At 64.1% G+C, this 25,735-nt stretch carries 27 protein-coding genes and 1 riboswitch; of the genes, 13 read left to right on the forward strand and 14 right to left on the reverse strand.

Annotation, left to right across the window (positions count from 1 at the left end; translation table 11 throughout):
• Positions 1 to 3: 3 nt before the first annotated feature.
• The 4 genes from fabA to LOY34_RS08675 all read right to left on the reverse strand — a co-directional run bounded on the left by fabA (position 4) and on the right by LOY34_RS08675 (position 5,654).
• The gene (gene fabA, locus LOY34_RS08660) at positions 4 to 519 is read right to left on the reverse strand and encodes a 3-hydroxyacyl-[acyl-carrier-protein] dehydratase FabA (protein ID WP_045202185.1); all 516 of its coding nucleotides are present in this window, start codon (positions 517 to 519) and stop codon (positions 4 to 6) included.
• A gap of 205 nt (positions 520 to 724) precedes the next feature.
• Positions 725 to 2,653: an ATP-binding protein gene (locus LOY34_RS08665; RefSeq protein ID WP_195883430.1), complete on the reverse strand. Its 1,929-nt coding sequence runs from the start codon at positions 2,651 to 2,653 to the stop codon at positions 725 to 727.
• Positions 2,650 to 3,543 (reverse strand): ABC transporter substrate-binding protein, encoded by an 894-nt coding sequence (locus tag LOY34_RS08670; protein WP_195883431.1) that lies wholly within the window; start codon positions 3,541 to 3,543, stop codon positions 2,650 to 2,652. Before LOY34_RS08670 ends, LOY34_RS08665 begins: the two co-directional genes overlap by 4 nt.
• Positions 3,543 to 5,654 carry a TonB-dependent siderophore receptor gene (locus LOY34_RS08675; RefSeq protein ID WP_258664574.1) on the reverse strand — a complete coding sequence of 704 codons (2,112 nt, stop codon included), beginning with the start codon at positions 5,652 to 5,654 and terminating at the stop codon, positions 3,543 to 3,545. Before LOY34_RS08675 ends, LOY34_RS08670 begins: the two co-directional genes overlap by 1 nt.
• A gap of 171 nt (positions 5,655 to 5,825) precedes the next feature.
• On the opposite strand from LOY34_RS08675, the gene LOY34_RS08680 reads away from it, so the two are divergent.
• The 8 genes from LOY34_RS08680 to LOY34_RS08715 all read left to right on the forward strand — a co-directional run bounded on the left by LOY34_RS08680 (position 5,826) and on the right by LOY34_RS08715 (position 11,828).
• Positions 5,826 to 6,851: an NAD(P)H-dependent glycerol-3-phosphate dehydrogenase gene (locus LOY34_RS08680; RefSeq protein ID WP_045202177.1), complete on the forward strand. Its 1,026-nt coding sequence runs from the start codon at positions 5,826 to 5,828 to the stop codon at positions 6,849 to 6,851.
• Positions 6,852 to 6,864: 13 nt separating this feature from the next.
• A complete protein-coding gene (locus LOY34_RS08685; RefSeq protein WP_045202175.1) occupies positions 6,865 to 7,212 on the forward strand; it encodes a DUF4389 domain-containing protein in 348 nt (115 codons plus the stop codon).
• The gene (gene sixA, locus LOY34_RS08690; protein WP_195883433.1) at positions 7,209 to 7,664 is read left to right on the forward strand and encodes a phosphohistidine phosphatase SixA; all 456 of its coding nucleotides are present in this window, start codon (positions 7,209 to 7,211) and stop codon (positions 7,662 to 7,664) included. Before LOY34_RS08685 ends, sixA begins: the two co-directional genes overlap by 4 nt.
• Positions 7,665 to 7,764: 100 nt before the next feature.
• Positions 7,765 to 8,112 (forward strand): hypothetical protein, encoded by a 348-nt coding sequence (locus LOY34_RS08695; RefSeq protein ID WP_045202171.1) that lies wholly within the window; start codon positions 7,765 to 7,767, stop codon positions 8,110 to 8,112.
• A gap of 92 nt (positions 8,113 to 8,204) precedes the next feature.
• On the forward strand, positions 8,205 to 8,999 hold the full coding sequence (locus tag LOY34_RS08700) for an alpha/beta fold hydrolase (RefSeq protein WP_093385316.1): 795 nt from the start codon (positions 8,205 to 8,207) through the stop codon (positions 8,997 to 8,999).
• Positions 8,996 to 9,850 (forward strand): alpha/beta hydrolase, encoded by an 855-nt coding sequence (locus LOY34_RS08705; RefSeq protein ID WP_045202167.1) that lies wholly within the window; start codon positions 8,996 to 8,998, stop codon positions 9,848 to 9,850. The genes LOY34_RS08700 and LOY34_RS08705 overlap by 4 nt, the downstream gene beginning before the upstream one ends.
• A gap of 145 nt (positions 9,851 to 9,995) precedes the next feature.
• Positions 9,996 to 10,763 (forward strand): DUF4892 domain-containing protein, encoded by a 768-nt coding sequence (locus LOY34_RS08710; protein ID WP_230090950.1) that lies wholly within the window; start codon positions 9,996 to 9,998, stop codon positions 10,761 to 10,763.
• Between the two features lie 12 nt (positions 10,764 to 10,775).
• Positions 10,776 to 11,828 carry an AI-2E family transporter gene (locus LOY34_RS08715; RefSeq protein ID WP_045202231.1) on the forward strand — a complete coding sequence of 351 codons (1,053 nt, stop codon included), beginning with the start codon at positions 10,776 to 10,778 and terminating at the stop codon, positions 11,826 to 11,828.
• Between the two features lie 9 nt (positions 11,829 to 11,837).
• On the opposite strand, the gene LOY34_RS08720 is transcribed toward LOY34_RS08715, so the two are convergent.
• From LOY34_RS08720 to LOY34_RS08765, 10 genes are all read right to left on the reverse strand, one after another.
• A complete protein-coding gene (locus LOY34_RS08720; protein WP_010224632.1) occupies positions 11,838 to 12,332 on the reverse strand; it encodes an Lrp/AsnC family transcriptional regulator in 495 nt (164 codons plus the stop codon).
• Between the two features lie 12 nt (positions 12,333 to 12,344).
• Entirely contained in the window at positions 12,345 to 13,196 is an 852-nt protein-coding gene (locus tag LOY34_RS08725; protein WP_230090830.1) for an ABC transporter ATP-binding protein, read from the reverse strand.
• Between the two features lie 3 nt (positions 13,197 to 13,199).
• Positions 13,200 to 13,913, reverse strand: a complete 714-nt coding sequence (locus tag LOY34_RS08730) for an ABC transporter permease (RefSeq protein ID WP_045202163.1) — start codon at positions 13,911 to 13,913, stop codon at positions 13,200 to 13,202.
• Entirely contained in the window at positions 13,910 to 14,635 is a 726-nt protein-coding gene (locus LOY34_RS08735) for an ABC transporter permease (protein WP_038996184.1), read from the reverse strand. Before LOY34_RS08735 ends, LOY34_RS08730 begins: the two co-directional genes overlap by 4 nt.
• A 75-nt stretch (positions 14,636 to 14,710) precedes the next feature.
• Complete coding sequence (locus tag LOY34_RS08740; protein WP_045202161.1) at positions 14,711 to 15,490, reverse strand: ABC transporter substrate-binding protein; 780 nt, start codon at positions 15,488 to 15,490, stop codon at positions 14,711 to 14,713.
• Between the two features lie 248 nt (positions 15,491 to 15,738).
• Positions 15,739 to 16,785, reverse strand: a complete 1,047-nt coding sequence (locus LOY34_RS08745; protein WP_195883435.1) for an ornithine cyclodeaminase — start codon at positions 16,783 to 16,785, stop codon at positions 15,739 to 15,741.
• A gap of 20 nt (positions 16,786 to 16,805) precedes the next feature.
• Complete coding sequence (gene ctlX, locus LOY34_RS08750; protein WP_123568396.1) at positions 16,806 to 17,723, reverse strand: citrulline utilization hydrolase CtlX; 918 nt, start codon at positions 17,721 to 17,723, stop codon at positions 16,806 to 16,808.
• A 133-nt stretch (positions 17,724 to 17,856) separates the two neighbouring features.
• Positions 17,857 to 18,789 (reverse strand): ABC transporter substrate-binding protein, encoded by a 933-nt coding sequence (locus LOY34_RS08755; RefSeq protein ID WP_195883436.1) that lies wholly within the window; start codon positions 18,787 to 18,789, stop codon positions 17,857 to 17,859.
• Positions 18,786 to 19,172, reverse strand: coding sequence for a ferredoxin (locus LOY34_RS08760; RefSeq protein ID WP_045202155.1), 387 nt, complete (start codon positions 19,170 to 19,172; stop codon positions 18,786 to 18,788). Before LOY34_RS08760 ends, LOY34_RS08755 begins: the two co-directional genes overlap by 4 nt.
• A 105-nt stretch (positions 19,173 to 19,277) precedes the next feature.
• Positions 19,278 to 19,482, reverse strand: a riboswitch (cobalamin riboswitch).
• 5 nt (positions 19,483 to 19,487) lie between these two features.
• The gene (locus LOY34_RS08765) at positions 19,488 to 21,296 is read right to left on the reverse strand and encodes a sigma-54-dependent Fis family transcriptional regulator (RefSeq protein WP_258664578.1); all 1,809 of its coding nucleotides are present in this window, start codon (positions 21,294 to 21,296) and stop codon (positions 19,488 to 19,490) included.
• A 244-nt stretch (positions 21,297 to 21,540) separates the two neighbouring features.
• Between LOY34_RS08765 and LOY34_RS08770 the strand changes: the two genes are divergently transcribed.
• From LOY34_RS08770 to LOY34_RS08790, 5 genes are read left to right on the forward strand one after another with little or no spacing between them, the layout of a single operon-like run.
• Complete coding sequence (locus LOY34_RS08770) at positions 21,541 to 22,635, forward strand: ABC transporter ATP-binding protein (RefSeq protein ID WP_258664583.1); 1,095 nt, start codon at positions 21,541 to 21,543, stop codon at positions 22,633 to 22,635.
• Complete coding sequence (locus tag LOY34_RS08775) at positions 22,635 to 23,732, forward strand: ABC transporter ATP-binding protein (protein ID WP_093385287.1); 1,098 nt, start codon at positions 22,635 to 22,637, stop codon at positions 23,730 to 23,732. Before LOY34_RS08770 ends, LOY34_RS08775 begins: the two co-directional genes overlap by 1 nt.
• A complete protein-coding gene (locus tag LOY34_RS08780) occupies positions 23,729 to 24,592 on the forward strand; it encodes a carbohydrate ABC transporter permease (RefSeq protein ID WP_045202147.1) in 864 nt (287 codons plus the stop codon). Before LOY34_RS08775 ends, LOY34_RS08780 begins: the two co-directional genes overlap by 4 nt.
• 9 nt (positions 24,593 to 24,601) lie before the next feature.
• Positions 24,602 to 25,402 carry a carbohydrate ABC transporter permease gene (locus tag LOY34_RS08785; protein WP_045202146.1) on the forward strand — a complete coding sequence of 267 codons (801 nt, stop codon included), beginning with the start codon at positions 24,602 to 24,604 and terminating at the stop codon, positions 25,400 to 25,402.
• A gap of 10 nt (positions 25,403 to 25,412) precedes the next feature.
• Positions 25,413 to 25,685: a DUF2160 domain-containing protein gene (locus LOY34_RS08790; protein WP_045202145.1), complete on the forward strand. Its 273-nt coding sequence runs from the start codon at positions 25,413 to 25,415 to the stop codon at positions 25,683 to 25,685.
• Positions 25,686 to 25,735 lie beyond the last annotated feature (50 nt).

Below are 25,735 nucleotides of genomic sequence, written 5' to 3' on the forward strand. Positions count from 1 at the left end.
CCCTTAGAAGTTGTCAGTGGAGGTGAAGACGCCGACCCGGAGGCCTTCGGCGGTGTAGATCTCGCGACCGTCGACGCTGACCGAACCATCGGCGATGGCCATGTTCAGCTTGCCTTTGAGGACGCGCTTGATATGAATGTTGTAGGTGACTTTCTTGGCGGTCGGCAGGACCTGGCCAAAGAATTTCACTTCGCCCGAACCCAGGGCGCGGCCACGGCCCGGCAAACCTTGCCAGCCGAGGTAGAAACCGACCAGCTGCCACATGGCATCCAGGCCCAGGCAGCCCGGCATCACCGGATCACCTTCGAAGTGGCAGGCGAAGAACCACAGGTCCGGGGTGATATCCAGCTCGGCGACCAATTCACCTTTGCCGTACTTGCCACCCTCGGCGCTGATATGGGTGATGCGATCAACCATCAGCATGTTCGGGGCGGGCAGTTGCGCGTTACCTGGGCCGAACAGCTCACCGCGACTGCAGCGCAGCAGGTCTTCCCGAGTAAAGGCGTTTTGTTTGGTCATGCGAGCTCCTCAATAGTCCCCGTGCGGCAGGGGGCAAATCTTCCCGGCCGTCCCAAAACGCTAGCGTTTGAGCCGGCAGCCTACACATAGACTATTGCGTTGTAGTGAAAGTCACAGCGCACGGGGCAAAGAAGTACACTTGTGCACTGAAATTTTATTTTCAAGCCCTTCGCGGCGCTTGTCCAGTCTCTTAGACTGCCGCAATTTAGCATTTATCGCCAGTCACAGCTGTCTGACCGGGCAGCCAGCGTTGCAGAATTTGCTGCAGATCAGTGCGTTTGAACGGCTTGGCCAGGTAGTCGTTCATGCCGGCGTTCAGGCAACGCTCGCGATCGCCCTGCAAGGCATTGGCGGTCAGGGCGATGATCGGCATGGCCGCCGCCTGTGGCAGCAGGCGAATGCGCCGGGTGGCCTCGTAGCCATCGATGATCGGCAGGCGGCAATCCATCAGTGCGGCGGCAAAGCGCTGACGTCCGGCCTGGGCCACGGCTTGGGCGCCATCAACTGCAACGCAGACTTCAAAGCCCAGGCTGCGCAGCATCGCTTCGATCACCGTCTGGTTCACCGGATTGTCCTCGACCAGCAGGATCCGTCGGCCCTGGCCGTCGTCTTCGGGGCGGGTCAGGCCACTGGGCAGGCGCGGCGTTTGCGCGGTCGACAGGGCCAGGGGCATTTCCAGGGTAAAGGTCGAGCCCAGGCCTTCACGGCTTTCGCCGCGCAGGGTTCCGCCCATCCGCTCGGTCAGGGTGCGGGCGATCGACAGGCCCAGGCCGGTGCCGCCATAACGGCGTGAGATCGAGCTGTCGGCTTGCTGGAAGGCAACGAACATCATCTCCAGGCGGGTGCTGTCGATGCCGATGCCGGTGTCGCGCACCGCGCAGGTGAACCAGATCAGCTGGCGGTCGAGCACCTGCCAGCGCGGTTCGATGTGCACGCTGCCGCGCTCGGTGAACTTTAGGGCGTTGCCGATCAGGTTGAGCAGCACCTGGCGGATGCGCGTCGGGTCGCCCACCACTTGCAGTTGTTCCATGCCCGGCGGCAGGCGCAGTTGCAGTTCCAGCTGGCGCTGCTGGGCCAGGTGCTGGAACGATTGCACGCTGCTGCCGATCAGCTCGCCGAGGTTGAAGTCGATATGCTCAAGCTCGAGGTTGGTGCGCTCGATGCGCGAGAAATCGAGGATATCGTTGATGACCTTGAGCAGGTGCCCGGTCGACTCGCTGGCCACCGCGGTGTATTCGGCCTGCTCCTCGTTGAGCGGGGTTGTTTCCAGAAGTTGCAGCATGCCCATGACGCCGTTCATGGGCGTGCGCAGTTCGTGGCTCATCATCGCCAGGAAGTCGGATTTGGCCTTGTTCGCCTGTTCGGCTTCTTCGCGGGCCTGGATCAGCTGCGACATGGCTTGCTGTTGTTCATGGCTGGCCGTGCCCAGGGCGCTGGCAAGGTTGTTGATGTGCCGCGCCAGATGGCCCAGTTCGCTGTCGTCGACCACCGGCAGCGGCGCATTGAACTGCCCTTGCTGGATGGCCTTGACCGCATGGCCCATGTCGCTGATCGGCTTGGCCAGGCTCAGGGCCAGGCGCCGGGCGAGGATAAAGGTGAACAGCAGGGCAAACAGCGCGAGGATCCCGGCCTTGACCACGATTTCCTGCTGGCGCTCGCTGAAGGCATCGTCCGACATGCCGACGATTACCCGGCCCAGATAGTCGTCACCGATGCTCCTGGCCGGTGCGTTGCTGTGCAAAAAGTCGTTGTCCAGGCGGATCTGCTGCAGGCGAATGGGGGCCTGGAACACTTCGACTTGCTGTGCGCGGTTGTTGCTTTCGTCCGGCTGCTCGACATACACGAGGATATGGTTGCTGCTGTCCTGGACCTCGAGAAAGCGCACGTGGGGGATGCTCAAGGTCGCGCGCATGAGGCTTTCGAGCACTTCGTTATTACCGGCGATTACCCCGTATTCGGAGGCCGGGGCCAACTGGTTGGCGATCAACTGACCGGTGTGGTTGAGCTCCTGGCGCAAATCCTGGATACGCACGAAGGTAAAGAAGCTGATCAGCAGCAGGGTCAGCAACAGGGCCGGGCCGAGGCTGATGATCTGCGTGCGGGTGTGGATGTCCCAGCTCAGGCGCCGTCTCATGGTGTGCTTTCTCCTTCGGCCAGGGCCAGGGCGGCGGCGGACGGGTCAATCGCTTCGATGCCCAGGGCGCGGGCCACCTGCTGGTTGCCGAGCACGTTGAAGTGATCCGGGTAGAGCGTGCGTGGCCAGCGATTGGGGGGCTGGTTGAGCAGCCGCTCGAGCACCGCCAGCCAGTCGTCCTGATCGCTCAGGGTACTGGCCAGGGCGCCGGCCTTGACGAAGCCGGCATTAGGCCCGATCAGCGCCATTTGCCGGCCATAGCTGCTGAGCAGAACGTTTTTCGCCGTTTTCGAGTTGTACAACTGTGGATCGTCGACGCCCAGCAGTACATCGCTGTTTTGCAGAAGACTTTGCAGTGGGCGGCTGTCGCGCAGGTCTGGCCAGGCTTCGGCGATGATCTCCAGGCCCAACGGGCTGGCCGCCTTGCGCAACTCGTCGAGCAGAAACTGGCTGTGCTCGGCATACAGCACGCCCACGCGCTTGGCCTGCGGCAACAGGTAGCGGGTCAGGCGCAGCTGGCGGGCCAGCGGCGGGTCGCTCCATAGCAGGCTCAGGTAAGGCGGGCGCAGGCTGCCCAGACGCTGTTGGGCCTGGACGCGGCTGACGCGCAAGGCCAGCGCCGGTGGACCGGCGCTTTCGCTCAGGCGCCATTCGAGGCTGGCGCCATCGAGCAGGATCAAGCGGGTGGCGGCTTTAATCTGGCTCGGTCGTGGCAGCTCGGCCACCGGCACGAAGCGCACCTGGTCAGCCGGGCGGCGCTCGCGCAAGGCGTCGACGAAGCTGCGCACGCCGGGGTTGTCCTGGCTGGCAGTGAGCAGGATCTCACTGGCCGACAGGCTGCCCAGGGGCCATAGGCAGACCAGCAGCAGCCAGCGCCGCAGGCGGCGCATCAGAACGCCAGCTCCGCACTGAAAGACAGCACGTGACGGCTGTCATAGCGGTTGTCGTAGATGGTCGTCGGCTCGTCATCCAGGCGCTGCTGGAGCATGCCGGCCAGTTCCAGGCTGGTACGATTCCAGCGCAGGTGCTTGGCCACGCGTAAGTCGACGCGTTCGAAGCGGTACTGGTTGAGGGCATCGTCGCCGTAGTAGAACAGCGCACTGGACCAGCCGCCGCCCCAGTTCCGCAGCCAGCCGGCCGAACCGCTGTTGTGGGCGCTCAGGCGCCGGTCGGCCGGGTTGCTGGCCCAGGCATCGACGTAGGCGTAGGTCAGGCGCAGGCGATCGGCCGGGCTCAGACGCCAGTCCAGCTGCGCTTCGCTGCCGCTGAAGCGGGCCTTGTTGCTGTTGCTGGCAATGTACTGGTTGTTGCGCAGCGGTTCGCTGATCATGCCGGTGATTTCGTCGTAGAACAGCTTGAGGTCGACGCTCAGGTCGGCATCGGCGAAGTAACCGTTATAGCCCAGTTCCCGCGAGCGCATGCGCTCTTGCTCGAGATCGCCCGGGCCGCGGGTCTTGACGAAGTAATCGGCGTCGCGCTGGCCGAAAGCGCCAGGTTCCAGGTTATTGACCCGGTAGCTCCAGTTGACGTTGTTCTCGAACATGTCCGGCGAGCGCACCGCCTCCGAGTACACCGCGCGCAGGCCATGGCGCGGGGTGATCAGGTAGTTGACCGCCACCCGCGGGGTCAGCGAGCTGCCGGACAGTCGGGCATCTTCGTACATGGCCCCGCCCTGGAGGATCCAGTGCTCGTCGGCACGCCATTCCAGGTGGCCGAACAGGCGCCAGGTGCTGTCGTCGAGGCTGCCATTGAAGTAAGTCTGCGAGTCGGCGCGGTCGTAGCGGTAATTGGCGCCACTGACCAGGCGCAGGCTGTCGGACAGGCTCAGGGTGTCCTGCACTTCAAGGTCGTAGCGGGTTTCCCGGGTGCTCTGGTCGATGTCGCCGCACACCTGCTGCGCGCCGCCGTTGCGCCATTGCTGCTGGACTTGCGTTGCCAGCGCGGTCTCCTCGCTGCTGCCGGCGGGCAGGGGTGAGGTGATGTTACGCGCCACCTGCTCGGCGTAGTTCGGGTTCAGGCGCCAGAGCTCGGTCAGTTGCGGGCTGAACGACAGCGCCGCATCGCAGGCGCGCCACACCTGTTCACGTTCCCAGTGCTGGGCCGAGCCCTGGATGTACAGGCTATGGTTCGGGTTGAAGTCGATGTTCCAGCGCAGCGAGCCGGCGTAGTCCTTGGCGTTGAGGTCGGCGTTGTTGCCGGCGGCAGTAACGTAGGGAAACACCGGTTTATAGGTATAAGGACGCTGGTCACTGCCTTCTTTGGCCGCGAACTGCCACTCCAGGCTCTGGTTGCTGGCCAGGGTGTGGCTGGCGCTGAGGTTCAGGCGGTTCAGGCGGCGGCTGTCGCGGTAGTCCTGGCCCAGGTGGTTCTCGTCGAAGCCGTCGTCCTGCATGCCCGACAATGACAGACGCAGGTCGCCACCGTCCCAGCCCAGGCCCTGGCTTGCGTACCAGTCATTGATGCCGCGCTGGCCACGGGTGACTTTCAAGCGCGTGCCGTGGCTGTCGGCCGGGCTGCGGGTAAGGATATTGACCACCGCCATCAGCGCATTGGCGCCGTAACTGACGGTGTTGGGGCCGCGGAACACCTCGATGCGCTCGATGTCTTCCATGGCCAGCGGGATATCGCTCCAGTCCACCGTGGCCAGGCCTGCGCGGTACACCGAGCGGCCGTCGATCAGCACCTGCATGCGCCGGGCATCGTTGACGTTGCTGCCGTGGTAGTTGACCGTCGGCTGGTTGCCGGCGCCGTAGCCGATCATCATCCCCGGCACCAGGCGCAGCAGTTCGGGTATGTCGCGGGCGCCGCTGGCGCGGATCAGCTCGTTGTCGAGCACGGTCATGCTGCCCGGCACCGCCGCTGGCGATTGCTTGAGGCGGGTGGCGGTGAGCACTTGCGGCAAAGCCTGGCTGTCGACGAACAGGTCGTCAGCCACACTGGGGCCGCTGAGCAGGGCAGTCAGCAGTAATAAAGGGCGTTTGCAGGTCGGGCCAAAAGACACAGTGCGGCCTTGGTAACAGGTTCAAGTCGGGCATGTTAACCGAGTGGTGGGCATTTTCCAGTCATGGCGCGACGGTTCCCAACGGCGATTCGGTCATCTGCCACTGGCTCTGGCACCGGCGCTCCGTATAATGCGCAGGTCGCCACTTAAATTGGTTTTAACGGATTGGATATGACTGAACAGCAGCCTGTTGCAGTTCTGGGAGGCGGGAGTTTCGGCACCGCCGTGGCGAATCTGCTGGCAGAAAACGGTGTTCGGGTGCGCCAATGGATGCGCGACCCCGAGCAGGCCGAGGCCATGCGCAGCAACCGCGAGAACCCGCGCTACCTCAAGGGCATCAAGTTGCATGCCGGGGTCGAGCCGGTCAATGATCTGCTGGCGACCCTGCAGGCCTGCGAGCTGATCTTCGTCGCCTTGCCTTCCAGCGCCCTGCGCAGCGTGCTGGCGCCCCACGCCCAGTTGCTGGGCGGCAAGATGCTGGTCAGCCTGACCAAGGGCATCGAGGCGCAAAGCTTCAAGCTGATGAGCCAGATCCTCGAAGAAATCGCCCCCCAGGCGCGCATCGGCGTGCTGTCCGGGCCGAACCTGGCCCGCGAAGTGGCCGAGCACGCGCTGACCGCCACCGTGGTCGCCAGTGAAGACGAGGCCCTCTGCCAGCAGGTCCAGGCTGTGCTGCACGGACGCACCTTCCGTGTTTATGCCAGCGGCGACCGCTTTGGTGTCGAGCTGGGCGGGGCGTTGAAGAACGTCTACGCAATCATTGCCGGGATGGCCGTGGCCTTGGGTATGGGCGAGAACACCAAGAGCATGCTGATTACCCGCGCCCTGGCCGAGATGACCCGCTTTGCCGTCAGCCAGGGCGCCAACCCGATGACCTTCCTGGGCCTGGCCGGGGTCGGTGACCTGATCGTCACCTGCTCCTCGCCCAAGAGCCGCAACTACCAGGTTGGCCACGCCCTGGGCCAGGGCCTGAGCCTGGACGAGGCGGTCAGCCGCCTGGGCGAAGTGGCCGAAGGGGTGAACACCCTCAAGGTGCTCAAGGTCAAAGCCCAGGAGGTCCAGGTGTACATGCCCCTGGTCGCCGGCTTGCATGCGATCCTGTTCGAAGGCCGGACCCTGACCCAGGTGATCGAGCTGCTGATGCGCGGCGAGCCGAAAACCGATGTCGACTTTATCTCCACCAGCGGTTTCAACTAAGCAGGAGCAGGACATGAACGATTCTTCAAACCAGACCCAGCGCGAGTCGATCATCTTGCGCGTGCTGTGGATGCTGGTGTTCCTGGTGGTCTGGCAACTGGCCGAGCTGCTGCTCGGTGGCCTGGTGCTGGTGCAACTGATCTACCGGCTGATCTACGGCGCACCGAGTGCCAGCCTGATGAATTTCGGCGACAGCCTCAGCCAGTTCCTGGCCCAGATCGGCCGCTTCGGCAGCTTCCACAGTGACCAGAAGCCCTGGCCTTTCGCCGACTGGCCAACCCCGCGTGCGCCCGAAGGCGAGGCTGCCCACAGCGTGCCGCCGGCAGCGCACCCGGTGCGCGACGAAGAGCCAAAGCTGTGAAACTGTGGGTGCTGCGTCACGGCGAGGCCGAGCAGCGGGCCAACACCGATGCCGAGCGCCGGCTCACCGCCCATGGCCGCGAGCAGGTGCTGCGCAGCGCGGCGCAGTTGCTCGGGCAGCCGCTGCAGGTGATTCTCGCCAGCCCCTATGTGCGCGCCCAGCAGACTGCGGCGCTGGTCCACGAAGCCCTCGGCTTCGGCAAACCGGTGCAGACCGTGCCGTGGCTGACCCCCGACAGTGACCCGCACGCGGTAATCAGCGAGCTGGAGAGCCTGGGCGTGAACGAAGTGTTGCTGGTCAGTCACCAGCCGCTGGTGGGCAACCTGGTCAGCCTGCTGGCGCATGGCAGCCGCCAACCTCCGGCGCCGATGAGCACCGCCAGCCTGGCCGAACTCGAGGGTGAGTGGCCGCTGGCGGGGCTGATGACCTTGCGTGGCCTGAATCATCCATAAATCCGCTGATCGACCTAGCATTTTTACCAGTTGTCCTGCCCGGTACACCTTGTTAGCGTGCAATCAAGTTGCGGGGCAGGGTGTCCCAGGGAATTGGACTATGAGCAGTAGACATCTGGATCTGGTGTACTCGGCCGACGTGCAGCCGGCGCTCGACAAGGTGCAAAAGCACCAGGCGCTGGACTTTGCCGAGTACCGCATGTTGCAGGACAGCGCCGACGCCAAGCTCGACTACCTGCTGCGCAAGTTCGAAGGCCAGTACGAGCTGGAGCAACTGCGCCAGGCCAGCATTCGCATGTCACACCTGCTGCAGACCAGTTGCCTGGCCCTGCGCCGGCTCGAGCTCGATGTCGAAGACAAGCGCCGCGCCCGCGAAGCCCTCGAGCAGCAACTGGCCTATATGCAGGCCTGCCTGCGCCGCTCGATGGCCAGTTTCGGCGAGTATTGACCTGATTGCCGTCGCCGATGGCTTTTCCGGACATTGCCGCCACGGGTACGGTTGCCGACAATGAGCCATCACTTCCTTCTGGATTGGCGGCCATGTCGCAGCAGATCTTCTTCGCCCATGCCAATGGCTTTCCCTCGGCCACCTACGGCAAGCTGTTCGCGGCGCTGGCGCCGGACTATCAGGTCAGCCACCTGGCCCAGCATGCCCACGATCCGCGCTTTCCGGTCAACGACAACTGGCAGAACCTGGTCGACGAGCTGATCCATCACCTGGAGCAACAGCCGGGCCCGGTCTGGGGCGTCGGGCATTCTTTGGGGGGTGTGTTGCACCTGCATGCGGCGCTGCGCTGCCCGCAGTACTACCGCGGCGTGGTGATGCTCGATTCGCCGGTGTTGACCCGGGTCGACCAGTGGCTGATCCAGGCCGCCAAGCGCATGGGCTTCATCGATCGCATCACCCCGGCCGGGCGCACCCTGGGCCGCCGCGAAGCCTTTGCCGACCGTGACAGCGCACGGGCCTATTTCGCTGGCAAAACGCTGTTCCGCCATTTCGATCCCGAATGCCTGGACGCCTACCTTGAGCATGGCTTGCAGCCCGGCGCAGACGGCTTGCGCCTACGCTTTGACCCGGCTACCGAGATCAGCATCTACCGCAGCCTGCCGCACACCAGCCCGAGCCCGGCCAAACAGCTGCAGCTGCCCCTGGCCATGGTCCGTGGCAGCCACAGCCGGGTGGTCAAGCGCCATCACGCCCTGGCCGTGCGTGGCATGCCCAGGGGCGAATACCACAGCCTGCCGGGCGGTCATATGTTTCCGCTGGAGCACCCGAGCGATACCGCCAGCCTGATCAAGGGCCTGTTCGAGCGCTGGCAGGACACCCCGACATGAGCACTGAAATGGAAGAAGTACGCCTGAACCTGGGCCATATCGAGCTGGCCGCGCACCTGTTCGGCCCGGCCGACGGCTTGCCGGTGATTGCCCTGCACGGCTGGCTGGACAACGCCAACAGCTTTGCCCGCCTGGCGCCCCGGCTCAAGGGCCTGCGCATCCTCGCCCTGGACCTGGCCGGCCATGGCCATTCCGAGCATCGCCCGGCCGGCGCCGGCTACGCCCTGGCCGACTACGCCCACGATGTACTGCGGGTGGCCGAGCAGATGGGCTGGGAGCGCTTTGCCCTGCTCGGGCACTCGCTGGGGGCGATCATTTCGGTGCTGCTGGCCGGCGCCTTGCCCGAACGCATCACCCGCCTGGCCTTGATCGACGGGGTCATCCCGCCCACCAGCGGCCCGCAGGATGCCGCCGAACGCATGGGCATGGCCCTGCAGGCGCAACTGCGCCTGGACAGCAAGCGCAAGGCCGTGCACTCGACCCTCGAGCAGGCCATCGAGGCACGCATGAAGGGCCTGGTGGCGGTCAGCCGCGAGGCGGCCGAGCTACTTGCCCAGCGTGGGCTGATGCCGGTACCCGGTGGCTACACTTGGCGCAGCGACAGCCGCCTGACCCTGCCATCGCCCACGCGACTGAACCAGGCCCAGGCCATGAGCTTCGTGCAGCGCATCGCCTGCCCGGCGAAACTGGTGGTGGCCGCCGAAGGCATGCTGGCGCGCCACAGCGAGTTGCTCGAGCAGCTACCCTTTGAGCGAGAACAACTGCCGGGCGGTCATCATCTGCACCTGAATGACGAGGCCGGCGCAACCCTTGTTGCAGACTGTTTCAATCGCTTCTTTGGCATTTCTTGACTTGTGACCGGCAACTGTCGAGGCTTGGCGGGTTGAACAGGGAGACAACCATGAACGAGCAAGACAACGCCACATCATTTGACCACCTTGACGCCCCGCGCTCGGTGACGAGCCTATGAGGCTCAAATTGCTTACCCGGGCGGCCATGGCCGGGCTCGGCGTTCTCGCCAGCCTGCCGTTGCTGGCCGACGGCCTGCCGGTTCCGCTGGACGCCAAGGTGGTCGATCAGCGCGCGGCGGTACCGCAGGAGCGCATCTACCCCTTGGGCGGCCTGCGCAAGATCAGCAATCAGCTGCGGGTCGAGGGCAAGATCGAAAGCCGCGGCCAGGTCAGCTCCACCACCTATGAGCTGCCCCGCGAGCGCAGTGCCAACGAAGCCTTCACCGCCGCCCGCGAAGCCCTGCAGAACGATGGCGGTTATCCGTTGTTCTGGTGCCAGGCGCGTGATTGTGGCGAGAACAGCCTGTGGGCCAACGAGGTGTTCAAGAACCGCACGTTGTCGGGTGCCGACGAGCAACAGGCGTTCATTCTGCTGCGCCGCTCCGCCGAGCAGAGCAACACCCTGGTCGCCCTGTACAGCATCACCCGTGGCAACAAGCGTGCTTACCTGCACGTCGAAGAGTTCGTCGCCGATGCGCCCCTGGGCGAGTTGTTGCCCACGCCAGCCACCTTGATGCGCGAACTGCTCGACACCGGCAAGCTCGACTACCCTGACTTGAACGGCGAGCCGCCTGCGGCCTGGGTCAACCTGATCGGGCGCAGCCTGAACAACAACACCACCTTGCGCGTGAGCCTGAGCGGGGCCAAGGCGCAAGACTGGCGTGAGCAACTGGTAAAGGCCGGGGTGCGTCCAGCGCGACTGGAAGTGGGTAACGCCGAGACTGATGGTTTCCACGTCGAACTGATTCGTTGATCGAGAAACATGATGCCCAATAATGACCGCCTGCTGGTGCAGATCATCCTGCTGGCGCTGCTTGGCGCAGGCCTCTGGGTGATGGCACCGTTCATTTCGGCGCTGCTCTGGGGGGCCATCCTGGCCTACGCCAGCTGGCCGCTGATGCGTCTGTTGACGCGCCTGCTCGGCGGTCGCGAAACCCTCGCCGCAGGGTTGTTGACCACCTTGTGGATATTGCTGGTGGCGTTGCCGCTGGTGTGGCTGGGCTTCAACCTGGCCGACCATATTCGCGATGCCACCGCCTTCGTGCGCGACGTGCAGGTCGATGGCCTGCCCGATGCGCCGGGCTGGCTGGGCAGCGTGCCTTTTGTCGGCGAGCGCCTGGTGGGCATGTGGAACACCATTGACCAGCAAGGCGCGGCGTTGCTGGTCACCATCAAGCCGTACCTGGGCCAGGTCGGCAACTGGCTGCTGGCGCGCAGCGCGCAGATCGGCAGCGGCATTCTCGAGCTGACCCTGAGCCTGGTCTTCGTGTTCTTCTTCTACCGTGACGGGCCGCGCCTGGCGGCGTTTGTCCTGCGCCTGCTGGATCGCCTGATCGGCGAGCGCGCCGAGTACTACCTCGAACTGGTGGCAGGTACCGTGCAACGGGTGGTCAACGGCGTGATCGGCACCGCTGCGGCGCAAGCGGTACTGGCGCTGATCGGCTTCCTGATTGCCGGTGTGCCAGGGGCGCTGGTGCTGGGGATCGTCACCTTCATGCTCAGCCTGATTCCCATGGGCCCACCGCTGGCCTGGGTGCCGGCTACCGCCTGGCTGGCCTGGCAGGGCGAGTACGGCATGGCGGTGTTCCTCGGCCTCTGGGGTACCTTCATCATCAGCGGCGTCGACAACGTGCTCAAACCCTACCTGATCAGCCGTGGCGGTAACCTGCCGCTGGTGATCGTCTTGCTCGGGGTGTTTGGCGGCTTGCTGGCCTTCGGCTTTATCGGCCTGTTCATCGGCCCGACCTTGCTGGCGGTGGCCTACAGCCTGTTGCTCGATTGGTCGCGCAGCGGGCCGGTGGCGCCGCCGCGTACCTGAGTTAATGGCCTAGAGCTGGGGGGCGGTGTTCTTCACCACCGCCAGCTCCGGGTGGGCGACCAGCTTGTCGATGTGCAACTCGTCGTTGTTCATCCAGGTTTCGGTCAGCACCCGGTAGTGCTCCATGTCACGGCAGCGCATGCGCAAGCTGTAGTCGAAGTGGCCACTGATCAGCTGGCAGTCGAACACCTGCGGGCAGGCGCGTACGCAGGCCTCGAAGGCCTTTTGCGCGGCGCGCCCGCTCTGGTTGGAGAGGGCCACCAGCACCAGCAGCGACAGCCCCGGCGAAACCATCTGCACATCGATGATCGCGCCATAGCCGCGAATCACTCCGCGCCGTTCCAGCTTGCGCACCCGTTCCAGGCACGGGCGAGGGGTGAGGTGCACCAGCGATGAGAGCTTTTCATAGGTGATGCGCCCGTTGTGGCGCAACACATCGATGATCGCTTCGTCGATCCGGTCCAGGGGCGGCGTGGTCTGTGGGCTGTTGACCTTGGTATCCATGCAGGTTCGGCTTCACTTCAAACGGTTGGAAAGAAATTGCTGCAGGCGTTCGCTCTGCGGCTGGTCAAGTATCTCGGCGCTTCCTTGTTCCTCGACCCGGCCCTGATGCAGAAACAGCACCTGGCTCGACACTTGGCGGGCAAAGCCCATCTCGTGGGTGACCATGAGCATGGTACGGCCTTCCTCGGCCAGCGTCTGTATGACTTTCAGCACTTCACCGACCAGTTCCGGGTCGAGGGCCGAGGTCGGTTCATCGAAGAGGATGATTTCCGGCTCCATGGCCAGGGCCCGGGCAATCGCCACCCGCTGTTGCTGGCCACCGGAAAGAAACGCCGGGTACTGGTCAGCGGCGCGGGCCGGCAGGCCGACCTTGTCCAGGTACTTGCGTGCCCGCGCTGCAGCTTCCTGGCTGCTGACCCCGAGCACCCGCCGCGGCGCCATGCAGATGTTCTCAAGCACCGTCATGTGGCTCCACAGGTTGAAGTGCTGGAACACCATGGCCAGGCGCGTGCGCAGGTTCTGCAACTGCGCTGGGTGCGGCGCCCGGCTGCCGGCGCGGCCCTGGCGCATTTCGATGGTCTGCTGATCGAGGGTGATGACCCCGGCATCGGGTTGCTCAAGGAAGTTGATGCAGCGCAGCATGGTGCTCTTGCCTGAGCCGCTGGCACCGATCAGGCTGATCACGTCGCCTTTGCGCGCCTGCAGCGAGACACCCTTGAGCACTTCATGATCGCCGTAGCGTTTGTGCAGGTCGGCAACGCTCAGTTTTACCGTGGCGTCGGCGGCGACGTTGGCAATGCGCGGGCTTGGACGTGTGCTGTGAGTGTGTTCGCCGGTCGACAAGGCGTGTGCGGTAGTGGTCATGAGTTAGCCTCGGGCAGGAACAAGAAAACCCATCCAGCGCCGCTCGGCCAGGCGAAACAGCCCGACCAGCGCGAAGGACAGCAACATGTACAGCAGTGCCGCGGTTCCGAAGGCCTGGAAGGTCAGGAAGGTGGCGGCATTGGCATCGCGGGCGACTTTGAGGATGTCGGCGATGGTGGCGGTAAAAGCCAGCGAGGTAGCGTGCAGCATCAGGATCAGCTCGTTGCTGTAAGCCGGTAATGAGCGGCGCAGAGCCGCCGGCAGCACCACGAACAGGTTCAGCTTGCAGCCGTGCAGGCCGTAGGCCTGGGCCGCTTCGATCTCGCCATGGGGGATATTGCGAATCGCCCCGGCGAAAATCTCCACGGTGTAGGCGCAGGTGTTGAGCACGAAAGCCAGCAGGGTGCAGTTCAGCGCATTGCGAAAGAACTGGTCGAGCAGGGCGTGATCGCGCACCACCTCCAGCCCGTACAGGCCGGTGTAGCAGATCAACAGCTGGATATACAGCGGCGTGCCGCGGAACACGAAGGTGTAGAACTCCACCGGCCAGCGCAGCCACAGGCTGCGCGAGACCCGCGCCAGGGCCAGCGGCAGCGACAGGAAAAAGCCCAGGACCATGGTGATGACGAACAGCCACAGGGTCATGGCCAACCCGGAAAGCCCGGCGCCGTCACTGTAGAGGTAGGCCTGGCCGTATTGCTCAAAGAGTTCGATCATCGTGCCAGCCCCTTGATACCGGTGTTGTAACGCCGCTCCAGGTGCTTGAACAGACGGTTGGAGAGGGTGGTGATCAGCAGGTACACAAGCCCGGCGATGATCAGGAAGTACAGGGTGTTGTTGGTGGTCTTGCCGGCGTTTTGTGCGGCCTTGACCAGGTCGGCCAGGCCGATGATCGACACCAGCGCAGTGGACTTGAGCAGCACCAGCCAGTTGTTGCCAAGACCGGGCAGGGCGAAGCGCATCAGTTGCGGGAACAGCACCAGGCGAAAGCGTTGCGCGCGGCTAAGGCCGTAGGCCGTGGCGGCTTCCAGTTGCCCGGCCGGGACGCTGAGGATCGCCCCGCGAAAGTTCTCGGTGAAGTAGGCGCCGTAGATAAAGCCCAGGGTGATGACCCCGGCGGTGAACGGGTCGATCTCGAAGTAGTCCCAGCCGAGCAGCTCGGTCAGGTCGTTGAGCCACAATTGCAAGGTGTAGAAAATCAGCAGGATCAGCACCAGGTCCGGCACACTGCGAATCAGCGTGGTGTACAGGGTGGCCGGTACCCGCAGCAGTTTCAGCCGCGAGAGCTTGGCGCTGGCACCGAACAGGCCCAGTGCCAGGCTCAGGGCCAGCGACAACAGCGCCAGTTTCAGGGTCATCCAGGTCCCTTGCAGCAACAGCGGGCCGAAGCCCTGCAGGCTCAAGGCCTGCCAGCCATGGGAGTGAAGGAAGTCGTTCACGGGAAAAATCTCGGTAGGACGCAGGGCAAATGCGGGCGCGATCAGCTCAGGGCGAACTGATCACGCCGGCACGGCTTACTCGTTGTAGATATCCAGGTCGCCGACGTATTTTTTCTGGATTTCGGCGAAGGTGCCGTCGGCGTGCACCGCGGCAATGCCTTTGTCGAGCAGGGCCTTGAGCTCGCTGTCGTTCTTGCGCAGGCCCATGGCGATGTCCAGGGGCAGGGTCGGGTCCTTGATCGCCGGGCCGCTCTTGAAGTCGGCGCCTTCGGGTTTGGAAAGGAAGTTGAGCTGGGCTTCGAGCTTGTCGGTCAAGGTGGCGTCGAGACGGCCGTTGAGCAGGTCGGCGTAGTTCTGGTCCTGGGCCTGATAAGCCTTGACCTGGGCCCCCAGCGGCGCCAGTTTGGCGCGGGCGTAGGCTTCCTGCAGCGAGCCTTGCAGCACGCCGACCTGCTTGCCTTTGAGCGATTCCGGGGTATCACCGAAGTCGGCGCTCTTGCGCACGATAACCGAGGTCGGGCTGAGGAACAGTTTGGCGCTGAAATCGATCTGTTTCTGTCGCGCCGGGGTCACCGCCATCGACGACATGATCGCGTCGAACTTGCGTGCCCGCAGGGCCGGGATCATGCCGTCGAACTCGTTATGCACCCAGGTGCATTTGACCTGCAGCTTGGCGCAGATGGCGTTGCCCAGCTCGATGTCGAAGCCTTGCAGGCTGCCATCGGCAGCAACCGATTCAAAAGGGGGGTATTCGGGGTAGACGCCGAAACGGATCTCGGTCCATTCCTTGGCCTGCACCGCACTTGCGCACAGTGGCAGGAGCAGCACGCTGAGGAGCTTTCGCAGCGAAGTCATATGAGTATCCCTGAGTTTTATAGTTGATGTAGGGCAGTGGTGCGCTTCTGGTCTTTTAGTGACTCTCTGGTCGGGCTCAGAATGCGCGATGACGACGTTTTTTTTGTGTCGTTTGCGCCGGCGTCGGCTGCCGGATTTTGCTGTTAACGCGTGAATGGCAGCCGAATCGGCTGGAGCACCTCCTGTTTGAGCTTCGTGTGCAGCGGTTTCCGATCTGCCGCACCGCGGCGCGGCAGAATCGGTCGGCCTCAGGCGCGTTTTTTCTGCAGGTCTGCAACCGGGGCGCGCAGCAGCGCGAACAGGTCTTTCGGGTCCTTGAGCTCCGGCACCAGGGCAATCTCGCTGCCGATGTCCAGGGCCTTGGCGACGTCCAGCACATAGCGCAGGGCCGAATAGTCCTCTAGAGCAAAGCCGACCGAATCGAACAGGGTCACTTGCTCGGCGTTTTCGCGCCCGGCGGCCTGGCCGTTGACCACTTGCCAGAATTCGGTGGTGGGCGAGTCGGCAGGCATTTGCTGGATTTCGCCTTCGATGCGGCTTTGCGGTTCGTACTCGACGATCACCCGGGCGCGCTCGACGATCTCGCGGTGCAGTTCGGTCTTGCCCGGGCAGTCGCCGCCGACGGCATTCAGGTGCATGCCAGGCTCGATCATGTCCGGAGTGAGGATGGTCGCGTAGGCCTTGTCGGCAGTCACCGTGGTGACAATATCGGCGCCGCGCACCGCGTCGGCGACAGAGCCGGCAACGCTGACCTTGATGGCCGGGAAGGCGGCGAGGTTGGCCACCAGCTTGGCGCTGGCCGCAGGGTCCAGGTCATACAGGCGGATGTCCTCGATGCCCAGCAGGGCATGGAAGGCCAGGGCCTGGAACTCGCTCTGTGAGCCGTTGCCGATCAGCGCCATGCTGCGGCTGTTTTTGCGCGCCAGGTAGCGCGCGGCCAGGGCCGAGGTGGCGGCGGTGCGGATGGCGGTGGTCAGGGTCATCTCGCTAAGCAGCACCGGCGCGCCGCTATCAACGTCGCCCAGGGCGCCGAAGGCCATCACTGTGAGCATGCCGCGCTGGGTGTTTTTCGGGTGGCCGTTGACGTACTTGAAGGCGTACAGGTTGGCATCGGACACCGGCATCAGCTCGATCACCCCGTCGGCCGAGTGGTTGGCCAGGCGCGCGCATTTTTCGAAGTCGTGCCAGCGCAGGTAGTCCTCACGGATGTACTCGGCCATCTCGCTGATGCAGGTGCTCAGGCCTTTGCGTGCCACCAGGCGGCTGAGGTCGGTAACGTCGATATAGCGGGTCATGGTGAACTCCTTTGTTGTAATCAGTGACGGACAGGCAGGTGCACTTCGGCGAGCATGCAGCGCGCGCTGCCGCCGCCGATGCGCTCGATATGGTCGATGTTCACCACCACCGGGTGGCTGTGCTGCTCGACCTGCCGGCGTTGTTCTGGGTTGAGCGAGCGCCAGGCGCTGCGCGACATCACCAGCAGTGGCTGGCCTTGCTTGTCGTGGACTTCGAGCATGTTGCCGGCAAAACCTTCGAGCTGGTCGAAGTCCAGGGCCAGGATGTCCTTGCCGGTGTCGCGCAGCGAATGCTCCAGGGCGCGACGCTCATCGGCCTCGGGCAGCGCCTGCAGGCAGACCACCGAGAGCCCGCGGCCGACGCTCATCATCACGTTGCTGTGATAGATCGGTGCCTGGTGGCGGTCGACGGCGTGGAACAGGCACAGGCGATAATCGAGCTGTTCGGCGAACAGGCGCAGGGCCTGGGTGTGGGTGCGCCCGGAGTGGCAGGCGTAGCTGATCCGGTGTTCGCGATCGAGGACCATGCTGCCGGTCCCTTCCAGATACATACTCTGCTGTTCCAAGGGGCTCAGATCGATGGTCTGACGGACGGCGAAGCGCTCTTCAAGCACTTTGAGCACGCCCTTGCTGCGCTCCAGGCGGCGGTTCTGGCCCTCCATCGGGTAGAGCACCAGGCTGCCGTCGGCGTGGCTGCTCCACCAGTTGTTGGGGAAGATCGAATCAGGGGTGTGCGGCGCCGGGGTGTCCTGCACCACCAGCACTTCGACACCGTGCTGGCGCAGGGTATCGACGTAGCCATCGAACTCTTCCAGCGCTTTCTGCTGTGCCTGCTGCGGGTCGAGCAGGGCTTGCTGGAAACGGTTGTTGAGGGCGGTGTCCGGGTTGAAGGCGAACCGCGCCGGGCGGATCATCAAGACTGTATTTGTTGTTTGCATCGAGGCACGCATCCGGGGTTGGCTGTGTGCTTATTGTCGACGTGATCAAGGATAAATCCCGGCTGAAGCGCATTGGGTGCTCAGCCGGTAAAGCTGAAATAGTGGGTTTGGCAGCGGATTCTGCTGCGACGGGTCAAGGCCGCTGTTGCTTCAAGGCGAGCAGTTGGCGCGCCAGGGTCAGGGCGGTACGGGCGCTGTGTTCGCCGGGCACGATATGGCTGAAGGGCAGGTCGATCAGGCGGTCGTCGCGCACCGCGCGCAGGTGCGAAAGCGCCGGGTGCTGGCGCAGGTAGGCGCGCTTGCCGGCGGCCGGTGACCACACCGCATCGGCAAGGATGATCACGTCAGGATCGGCGCGCAGCAGGCGCTCGGCATCGACCGTAACCCGGTTCAGCTCCACCTCGGCGTACAGGTTGCGCCCGCCTGCTGCGTCGATCAACTGGGTGATGAAACCGCGCTTGCCTTCGCTTTGCAGGCCGTTGACCTCGCTGTCGAGGTAGAACACCGACAGCGGCGGGCTGTGCCCGGCGATGGTTTTGGCGGTGGCCAGGTCCTGGCGCTGGCGGGTGATCAACTGGCTGGCCCGGGCCTCGCGCTGCAACAGGTGGCCAAGGCTGCGCAGGTCTTGTTCAATGGCGGCAAAGCCGTTTTCCGGCGCTGGCGCGCAGGCGTTTTCCAGCAGGTAGCTGGCGATGCCGTTGGCCTGCAGGGTGGTGCGCGGCGCGACCCCGTCGCGGTCACGAAAGGCGCTGGCAAAGCCGCCGACCAGCAGGTCGTAACCTTGGGCATAGACCACCTCGGTTGCCGGGTAGCGACGCGACAGCAGGGGGACGCCGCGATAGCGTCCGCTGGTCAACGCCTGGGCGTCATCATCTATATAGCTGACGGCGGCCAGCGCCGGGCCGGCGCCCAGGGCCAGCAACAGGTCGGCGGCGTGCTGGTTGAGGGCCAGGATGCGTTGCGGGCGCTCCTGTGGCAGTTGCCAGGTGTGTCCGCAGTTCTGATAGTCCAGGGCCATGGCGCTGCTGCTCAACAGGGCCAGCACGCTGGCGCCCAACCCCCTCATGAGCCCTGGCCGTTGAGCAGCAACTCGGGCACCGGTTGGCCGTCGATCAGGTGCACACGCACCAGGCGCTGAGCGTCTTCGGCGTTGGCTACCCGGTACCAGCAGCGGTCCGGATATACCGTCAGCACCGGGCCGAGGTTGCACGGGAACTGGCAATGGCTGCGGGTCAGCAGCACGCCGTCAGTGGTTTCGATGCGGTTGGCCACCAGCAGCTCGCGGCGCAGGACTTTCCACAGTGGCAGGGCACCGCGTTGTACGCAGCGCGGGCCGGTGCAGAGCATCACATGGCGGGTATGCTCGGGGATCTGCGACCACTCCGGCTTGCTCTGGATTTGCTCTTCGGCGAGGCGGCCGCGGCGACGCTTGGGGGTTGTTGCTGTCATGGACTTCTCGAAAAATATTCGCGAAGCGCACAGGAGGGCCCCGGCCAACACGCGCCAGGCAGCCGGCTCGTGCCCGCCCTCCGCAGGTTTGCCTAATTGACTGCATGCAGTCGTGGGGCTTCAGGCCGGTCTCCGGGCTTGCGAGGCGTAAAGTCATTCGCCTTCCCGTGCCTGTGGGCACAGTGGCGTGTTGAATGCTTCACTCGCTTACCGTTGCGGGGGCAGCGCCGGACTGGTCGATAACGACGCACCGGCTTCCCGTTTCACCTGACGCACGGCGGCGGCAGGCACCTGAAACTGGCAGGCATCTGACCATCAGCCCAGGCGTTCGTCAACTGCGCCGGCATGGCCCTGGGTGTGCAGGCGCTTGTACAGGGTGGTGCGGCTGATGCCGAGGGCCCGGGCCAGGGCCGAGATATTGCCATTGAGGGCACGCAGGCGCTGGCCGAGATCGTCAGTGTTTGCCGGCGTGGCCAGCACTGGCGCGGCGGGCTTGGCCTCAGGCAGGTCGGCAAAGAAACTGTCGGGCAGGTGCTCCACGGCAATCGGCCGTTCGCCGGCCAACGCCAGGGCCACCTGCAGCACGCTGGCCAGTTGTCGCAGGTTGCCCGGCCAGGGATGCTGAAGCAGCAGTTCCAGCACTTTGCCGGGCAATTGCGTCGGTGCCCCCGGTTCGCGGTACTGCTGGTGGAGCTGTTCGATCAGGGCCAGGCGGTCGCTGCGTTCGCGCAGCGGTGGCAGCATCAGGCTCAGGCCGGCGATGCGGTAGTACAGGTCCTGGCGAAAATGACCCAGGCGCACCTGTTCGGCGAGGTTGTGGTTGGTCGCCGAGACCACGCGGATATCCACCGGCGTCGGTTCGCCGCTGCCCAGTGGCTGGATGCTGCGGGTTTGCAGAAAGCGCAGCAGGCGTGCCTGGGTGGGCAGCGGCATGTCGCCGATTTCGTCGAGAAACAAAATGCCATGGTCGGCCTTGCGGATCAGGCCGATGTTGCCCTTGTGGTGGGCGCCGGTGAACGCGCCTTTCTCGTAGCCGAACAGCTCCGACTCGACCAGCTCGGCCGGAATTGCCGCGCAGTTCACCGCAATCAATGGCTGCGTGGCGCGGCTACTGGCGCGGTGCAGGGCGGTGACAAAGACCTCCTTGCCGGCGCCGGTTTCGCCCTCGATCAACAGCGGGATGTCTTTTTCCAGCAGCAACCCGGCCTGGCGCAGGGCCTTGTCGATACGCGGATCGCAGCTTGGTTGCGGGCGGTTGAGCGCTGCTGTGGGTGATGCTGTGGGGGCATGCAGCAAGCAGTGGAAGCGGTTGCGCCCGGCCACCTGCAGCGCAAATGGCTGGTCAGCCCGGTGGGCCAACAGTTGCGCCAGCGGCGTGCGGAACAACTGCTCCAGGTTCAGTTGCAGTGGGTTCTGCCCAAGCAGACTGTCGGCCCGACGGTTGGCCGCCAGCACCCGGCCCTGGACATCGAACACCAGCAGCCCGGCCCATTGGCTGTCGAGGTTGTTGGCCCCGGTGTTGAAGCTCAGCTGTTGGTAGTGCCCGGCAAAACGCGCCAGGATCAGGCGGTTCTCCAGGCTCTGGCTCATCATCCGTACCAGGCCCTGAGTTTGCGCCGTCGGCAGGTAGCTGTCGCTGGACGCATCGAGCACGCCGATCAGCTGGCGCTCGGCATCGAACAGCGGCGCGGCGGCGCTGGCCATGAAGCGGTTGAGCTTGAGGAAGTGTTCGTCCTGGCTGACATGCACCGCCTCGCCGGTGGCCAGGGCTGTGCCGATGGCGTTGGTGCCCACCCCTTGCTCGCGCCAGCAGGCACCGGCGACAAAGCCGTGGCGCTGGCGCGGGTCGATAAAGCGCCGGGTGCCCCAGGCATCGAGCAACTGGCCGTGATCGTCGCTGAGCATGATCAGGTAGCTGGAGTTACCCAGCAGGTGCGCGTACTGCGGCAGCACCTCGTCGCGAGTGGTGCCCAGCAGCGAGTGCTGGCGTTCGAGCAGCTCGCTGACCTGCACAGTAGATGCGTCGCCGAACTGCGGTTGCGACTGGTGGTCCAGGCCGTAGGCGCGGCAGCGCTGCCAGGACGCCTGGATCAGTTGCGCATGGGCGCTGGTGGATGCGGCCATGGGCCCGTCCTCTGCCGGCGGCAGTGTTGTTGTTTTTGTGTGATCCAGTGTTGTTCAGTCCTGTTCATTGTCAATGCCGCGGCTGTTCAACCGTGCAGTGAAGGTTGTTCATTTGTGTTCAGGAGTGAACCTTGGCAAAGCCACAATCTACTGAAAGTCCTTTGCCGACAATGGCTTGGCCAGCGCTGGCATGAATCTCGCTCTATAGCAGGCGCCTGTCCGCTAACAACAAGAAGGCCGCGCCATGTCGCTCACCCTTGAGCATGTCAGCCGTACCGTGGATAACCAGCTGTGCATCGACGATGCCTGCCTGCGCTTCGAACCCGGCTCGTTCAATGTGCTGCTCGGCCGCACCCTGGCCGGCAAGACCAGCCTTATGCGCCTGATGGCCGGGCTTGATCGGCCAGACCGCGGCCGGGTGCTGATGAATGGCGAGGATGTCACCGGCCGGCCGGTGCGCCAGCGCAACGTGTCGATGGTCTATCAGCAGTTCATCAATTACCCGACCCTGAGCGTGTTCGAGAACATCGCCTCGCCCTTGCGCCAGGCGCGCATGGCCGAAGCGCTGATCCGCGAGAAGGTCCAGCAGACCGCGCAGATGCTGCGTATCGAACCGTATCTGCAGCGCTTGCCGCTGGAGCTTTCCGGTGGCCAGCAGCAACGCACGGCCATGGCCCGGGCACTGGTCAAGGATGCCGAACTGATCCTCTTCGACGAGCCGCTGGTGAACCTTGACTACAAGCTGCGCGAAGAGCTGCGCCAGGAGATGCGCGAGCTGTTCGCCGCGCGCCACTGCATTGCCGTGTACGCCACCACCGAACCCAACGAGGCCCTGGCCCTGGGCGGCACCACCACCATCCTCCATGAAGGGCGCATCGTCCAGAGCGGGCCCACTGCTCAGGTTTACCACCAGCCGCGCACGGTGCTGGCCGCCGAGCTGTTTTCCGAACCGCCGATCAACCTGATGCCCGGGCGTATCAACGGCAACGAAGTGAGTTTTGCCGGTGCTGTGCATTTCGCCATGAACGCCGACCTGCGCCGCATCGGCGATGGCGACTACCGCTTTGGCGTGCGCCCGAGCCATATCAGCCTGGTGCCGTCCAACGACGATGACCTGGAGCTGGCGGTGCTGGTGGAGCTGGCCGAAATCAGCGGCTCGGAAACCTTCCTGCATGTGCGCAACGAGCACTTTCGCCTGGTCCTGCACTTGCCAGGGGTGCACGAGTACCACGTCGATGCGCCGATCCGGGTGTTCATCCCCACCCACAAGCTGTTCGTCTTCGACCCCGCCGGGCAACTGGTGCAGGCCCCGGGCTTGCGTGAAACGAGGGTCGTCTGATGGCCGAGATTCGTCTGCAGCAGCTGGCCCATAGCTACAGCCGTGCCCCCCAGGGTGCGGACGACTATGCCTTGCGTGAGCTTGAACATGTCTGGGAGCAGGGCGGCGCCTACGCCTTGCTCGGCCCATCGGGGTGCGGCAAGTCGACCTTGCTCAATATCATTTCCGGGTTGCTCAGCCCGTCCCACGGCCAGGTACTGTTCGATGGCAAGGTGGTCAACGAACTGTCGCCACAGGCGCGCAACATCGCCCAGGTGTTTCAGTTTCCGGTGGTCTACGACACCATGACAGTGTTCGACAATCTGGCCTTCCCGCTGCGCAACCAGGGCCTGGATGAAGCGCGCATTGCCAGCAAGGTGGCCGAGATCGCCGAGGTGCTCGATCTCGGCAACCTGCTGAAGAAAAAAGCCCGCAACCTTAGCGCCGATGAAAAGCAGAAGGTCTCCATGGGCCGTGGGCTGGTGCGCGACGACGTCTCGGCGATCCTCTTTGACGAGCCGCTGACGGTGATCGACCCGCACCTTAAGTGGAAGCTGCGGCGCAAGCTCAAGCAGATCCACGAGCAGTTCAATATCACCATGATCTACGTCACCCACGATCAGCTCGAAGCCTCGACCTTCGCCGACAAGATCGCGGTGATGTATGGCGGCCAGATCGTCCAGTTCGGCACCCCGCGCGAGTTGTTCGAGCGTCCGCGCCATACCTTCGTCGGCTATTTCATCGGCAGCCCGGGGATGAACCTGATCCCGGTGCAGGTGCAGCCTGGTGGCGTCGGCTTCGCCGGCATTCACCTGGCGTTGCCGCTGGAGTTGCAGGCGCGCCTGGCTGCGACCAGTGCCGTGCGCCTGCAAGTGGGCATCCGCCCGGAATTCGTCCAGGTCTGGGACACCCCGTTCGACGAAGGCTTCAGCGCCCGGGTGGTGGATGTCGAAGACCTGGGTACCTACAAGATTCTCAGCCTCGACCTGCAAGGCGTGCCGCTCAAAGTGCGCCTGGGCGAGGACCGCACGCTGCCCGAGGGCCAGGCCTGGATCAGTTTTCCGGCGCAGTGGCTGATGCTCTATGCCGATGACGTACTGCTGGAGGCCCGGCCATGAACAAAGTGCCCAACAACAAGGCCTGGTGGCTGGTGCTGCCGGTGTTCCTGCTGGTGGCGTTCAGCGCTGTGGTGCCGATGATGACCGTGGTCAACTACTCGGTGCAGGACATTTTCGACCAGTCCAGTCGCTACTTCGTCGGCGCCGACTGGTACCGCCAGGTGCTGCAGGATCCGCGCCTGCACGACTCGCTGTTGCGCCAGTTCATCTATTCGGCCTGCGTGCTGCTGATCGAAATCCCCCTGGGCATCGCCATCGCCCTGACCATGCCGACCAAGGGCCGTTGGTCGTCGCTGTGCCTGATCGTCATGGCCATTCCGCTGCTGATCCCGTGGAACGTGGTCGGCACCATCTGGCAGATTTTCGGCCGCGCCGACATTGGCCTGCTGGGCGCTTCGCTCAACCAGCTGGGCATTAGCTACAACTACGCCGCCAACACCATGGACGCCTGGGTCACAGTGCTGGTGATGGATGTCTGGCACTGGACTTCGCTGGTTGCGCTGCTGTGTTACTCCGGCTTGCGCGCAATCCCCGATGTCTATTACCAGGCGGCGCGCATCGACCGCGCTTCGGCCTGGGCAGTGTTCCGGCATATCCAGTTGCCGAAGATGAAGAACGTGCTGTTGATCGCGGTGATGCTGCGCTTCATGGACAGCTTCATGATCTACACCGAGCCGTTCGTGCTCACCGGTGGCGGGCCTGGCAATGCCACCACTTTCCTCAGCCAGACCCTGACGCAGATGGCCGTGGGGCAGTTCGACCTGGGTCCGGCGGCGGCGTTCTCGCTGGTGTACTTCCTGATCATCCTGCTGGTGTCGTGGCTGTTCTATACCGCCATGACCCACGCCGACAAACAGTAGGGGCCGCCCATGAACCTGCGCAAGACGCTGGCGCTGCTGCTGTACATTCTGTTCCTGCTGGTGCCGATCTACTGGCTGCTGAACATGTCGTTCAAGAGCAACACCGAGATCCTCGGCGGCCTGACCCTGTGGCCGCAGAACTTCACCTTCGACAACTACCGGGTGATCTTCACCGACCCCAGTTGGTACAGCGGCTACATCAACTCGCTGTACTACGTGTGCCTGAACACAGTGATCTCGCTGAGCGTGGCCTTGCCGGCCGCCTATGCCTTTTCGCGCTACCGGTTTCTGGGCGACAAGCACCTGTTCTTCTGGCTGCTGACCAACCGCATGGCACCGCCGGCGGTGTTCCTGCTGCCATTCTTCCAGCTGTATTCCTCCATTGGCCTGTTCGATACGCACATTGCCGTGGCCCTGGCCCACTGTCTGTTCAACGTGCCGTTGGCGGTGTGGATCCTTGAGGGCTTCATGTCCGGGGTGCCCAAGGAGATTGACGAAACCGCCTACATCGATGGCTATAGCTTCCCGCGGTTCTTCGTGAAGATCTTCGTCCCGCTGATTGGCTCCGGCATCGGCGTCACGGCGTTTTTCTGCTTCATGTTTTCCTGGGTCGAATTGCTGCTGGCGCGCACCCTGACCTCGGTGAACGCCAAGCCGATTGCCGCGGTAATGACCCGCACGGTGTCGGCCTCGGGGATCGACTGGGGCGTGCTGGCCGCCGCCGGGGTATTGACCATTCTGCCGGGCATGCTGGTGATCTGGTTTGTCCGCAACCATGTGGCCAAGGGCTTTGCCCTGGGCCGGGTCTGAGGAGCGCGCTATGGACTGGATGGCCTGGACCCTGCCGACGGCGATCTTCTTCGCCGCGATCGGCCTGTTGCTGCTGGGCATGACGGTGTACGAGCTGCGCCGGCCATGCGTCGAGCGTCGCGGCTTTCTGCCGATTGCCACCACCCGTGGCGACCGGCTGTTCATTGCTTTGCTGGGCAGCGCTTACTTGCATTTGCTGGTAATCGGGCTCAGCGACTGGAACCTGTGGGTGGCCTCGCTGCTGTCCCTGGCCTGGCTGTTGGTGGTGATGCGCTGGGGGTAGCCGAGGGCAATCGGCGCGCCTGGGTGAAAATACTCAATCGGGAGATCACA

Source organism: Pseudomonas sp. B21-009, from assembly GCF_024749345.1.
GTDB lineage: Bacteria > Pseudomonadota > Gammaproteobacteria > Pseudomonadales > Pseudomonadaceae > Aquipseudomonas.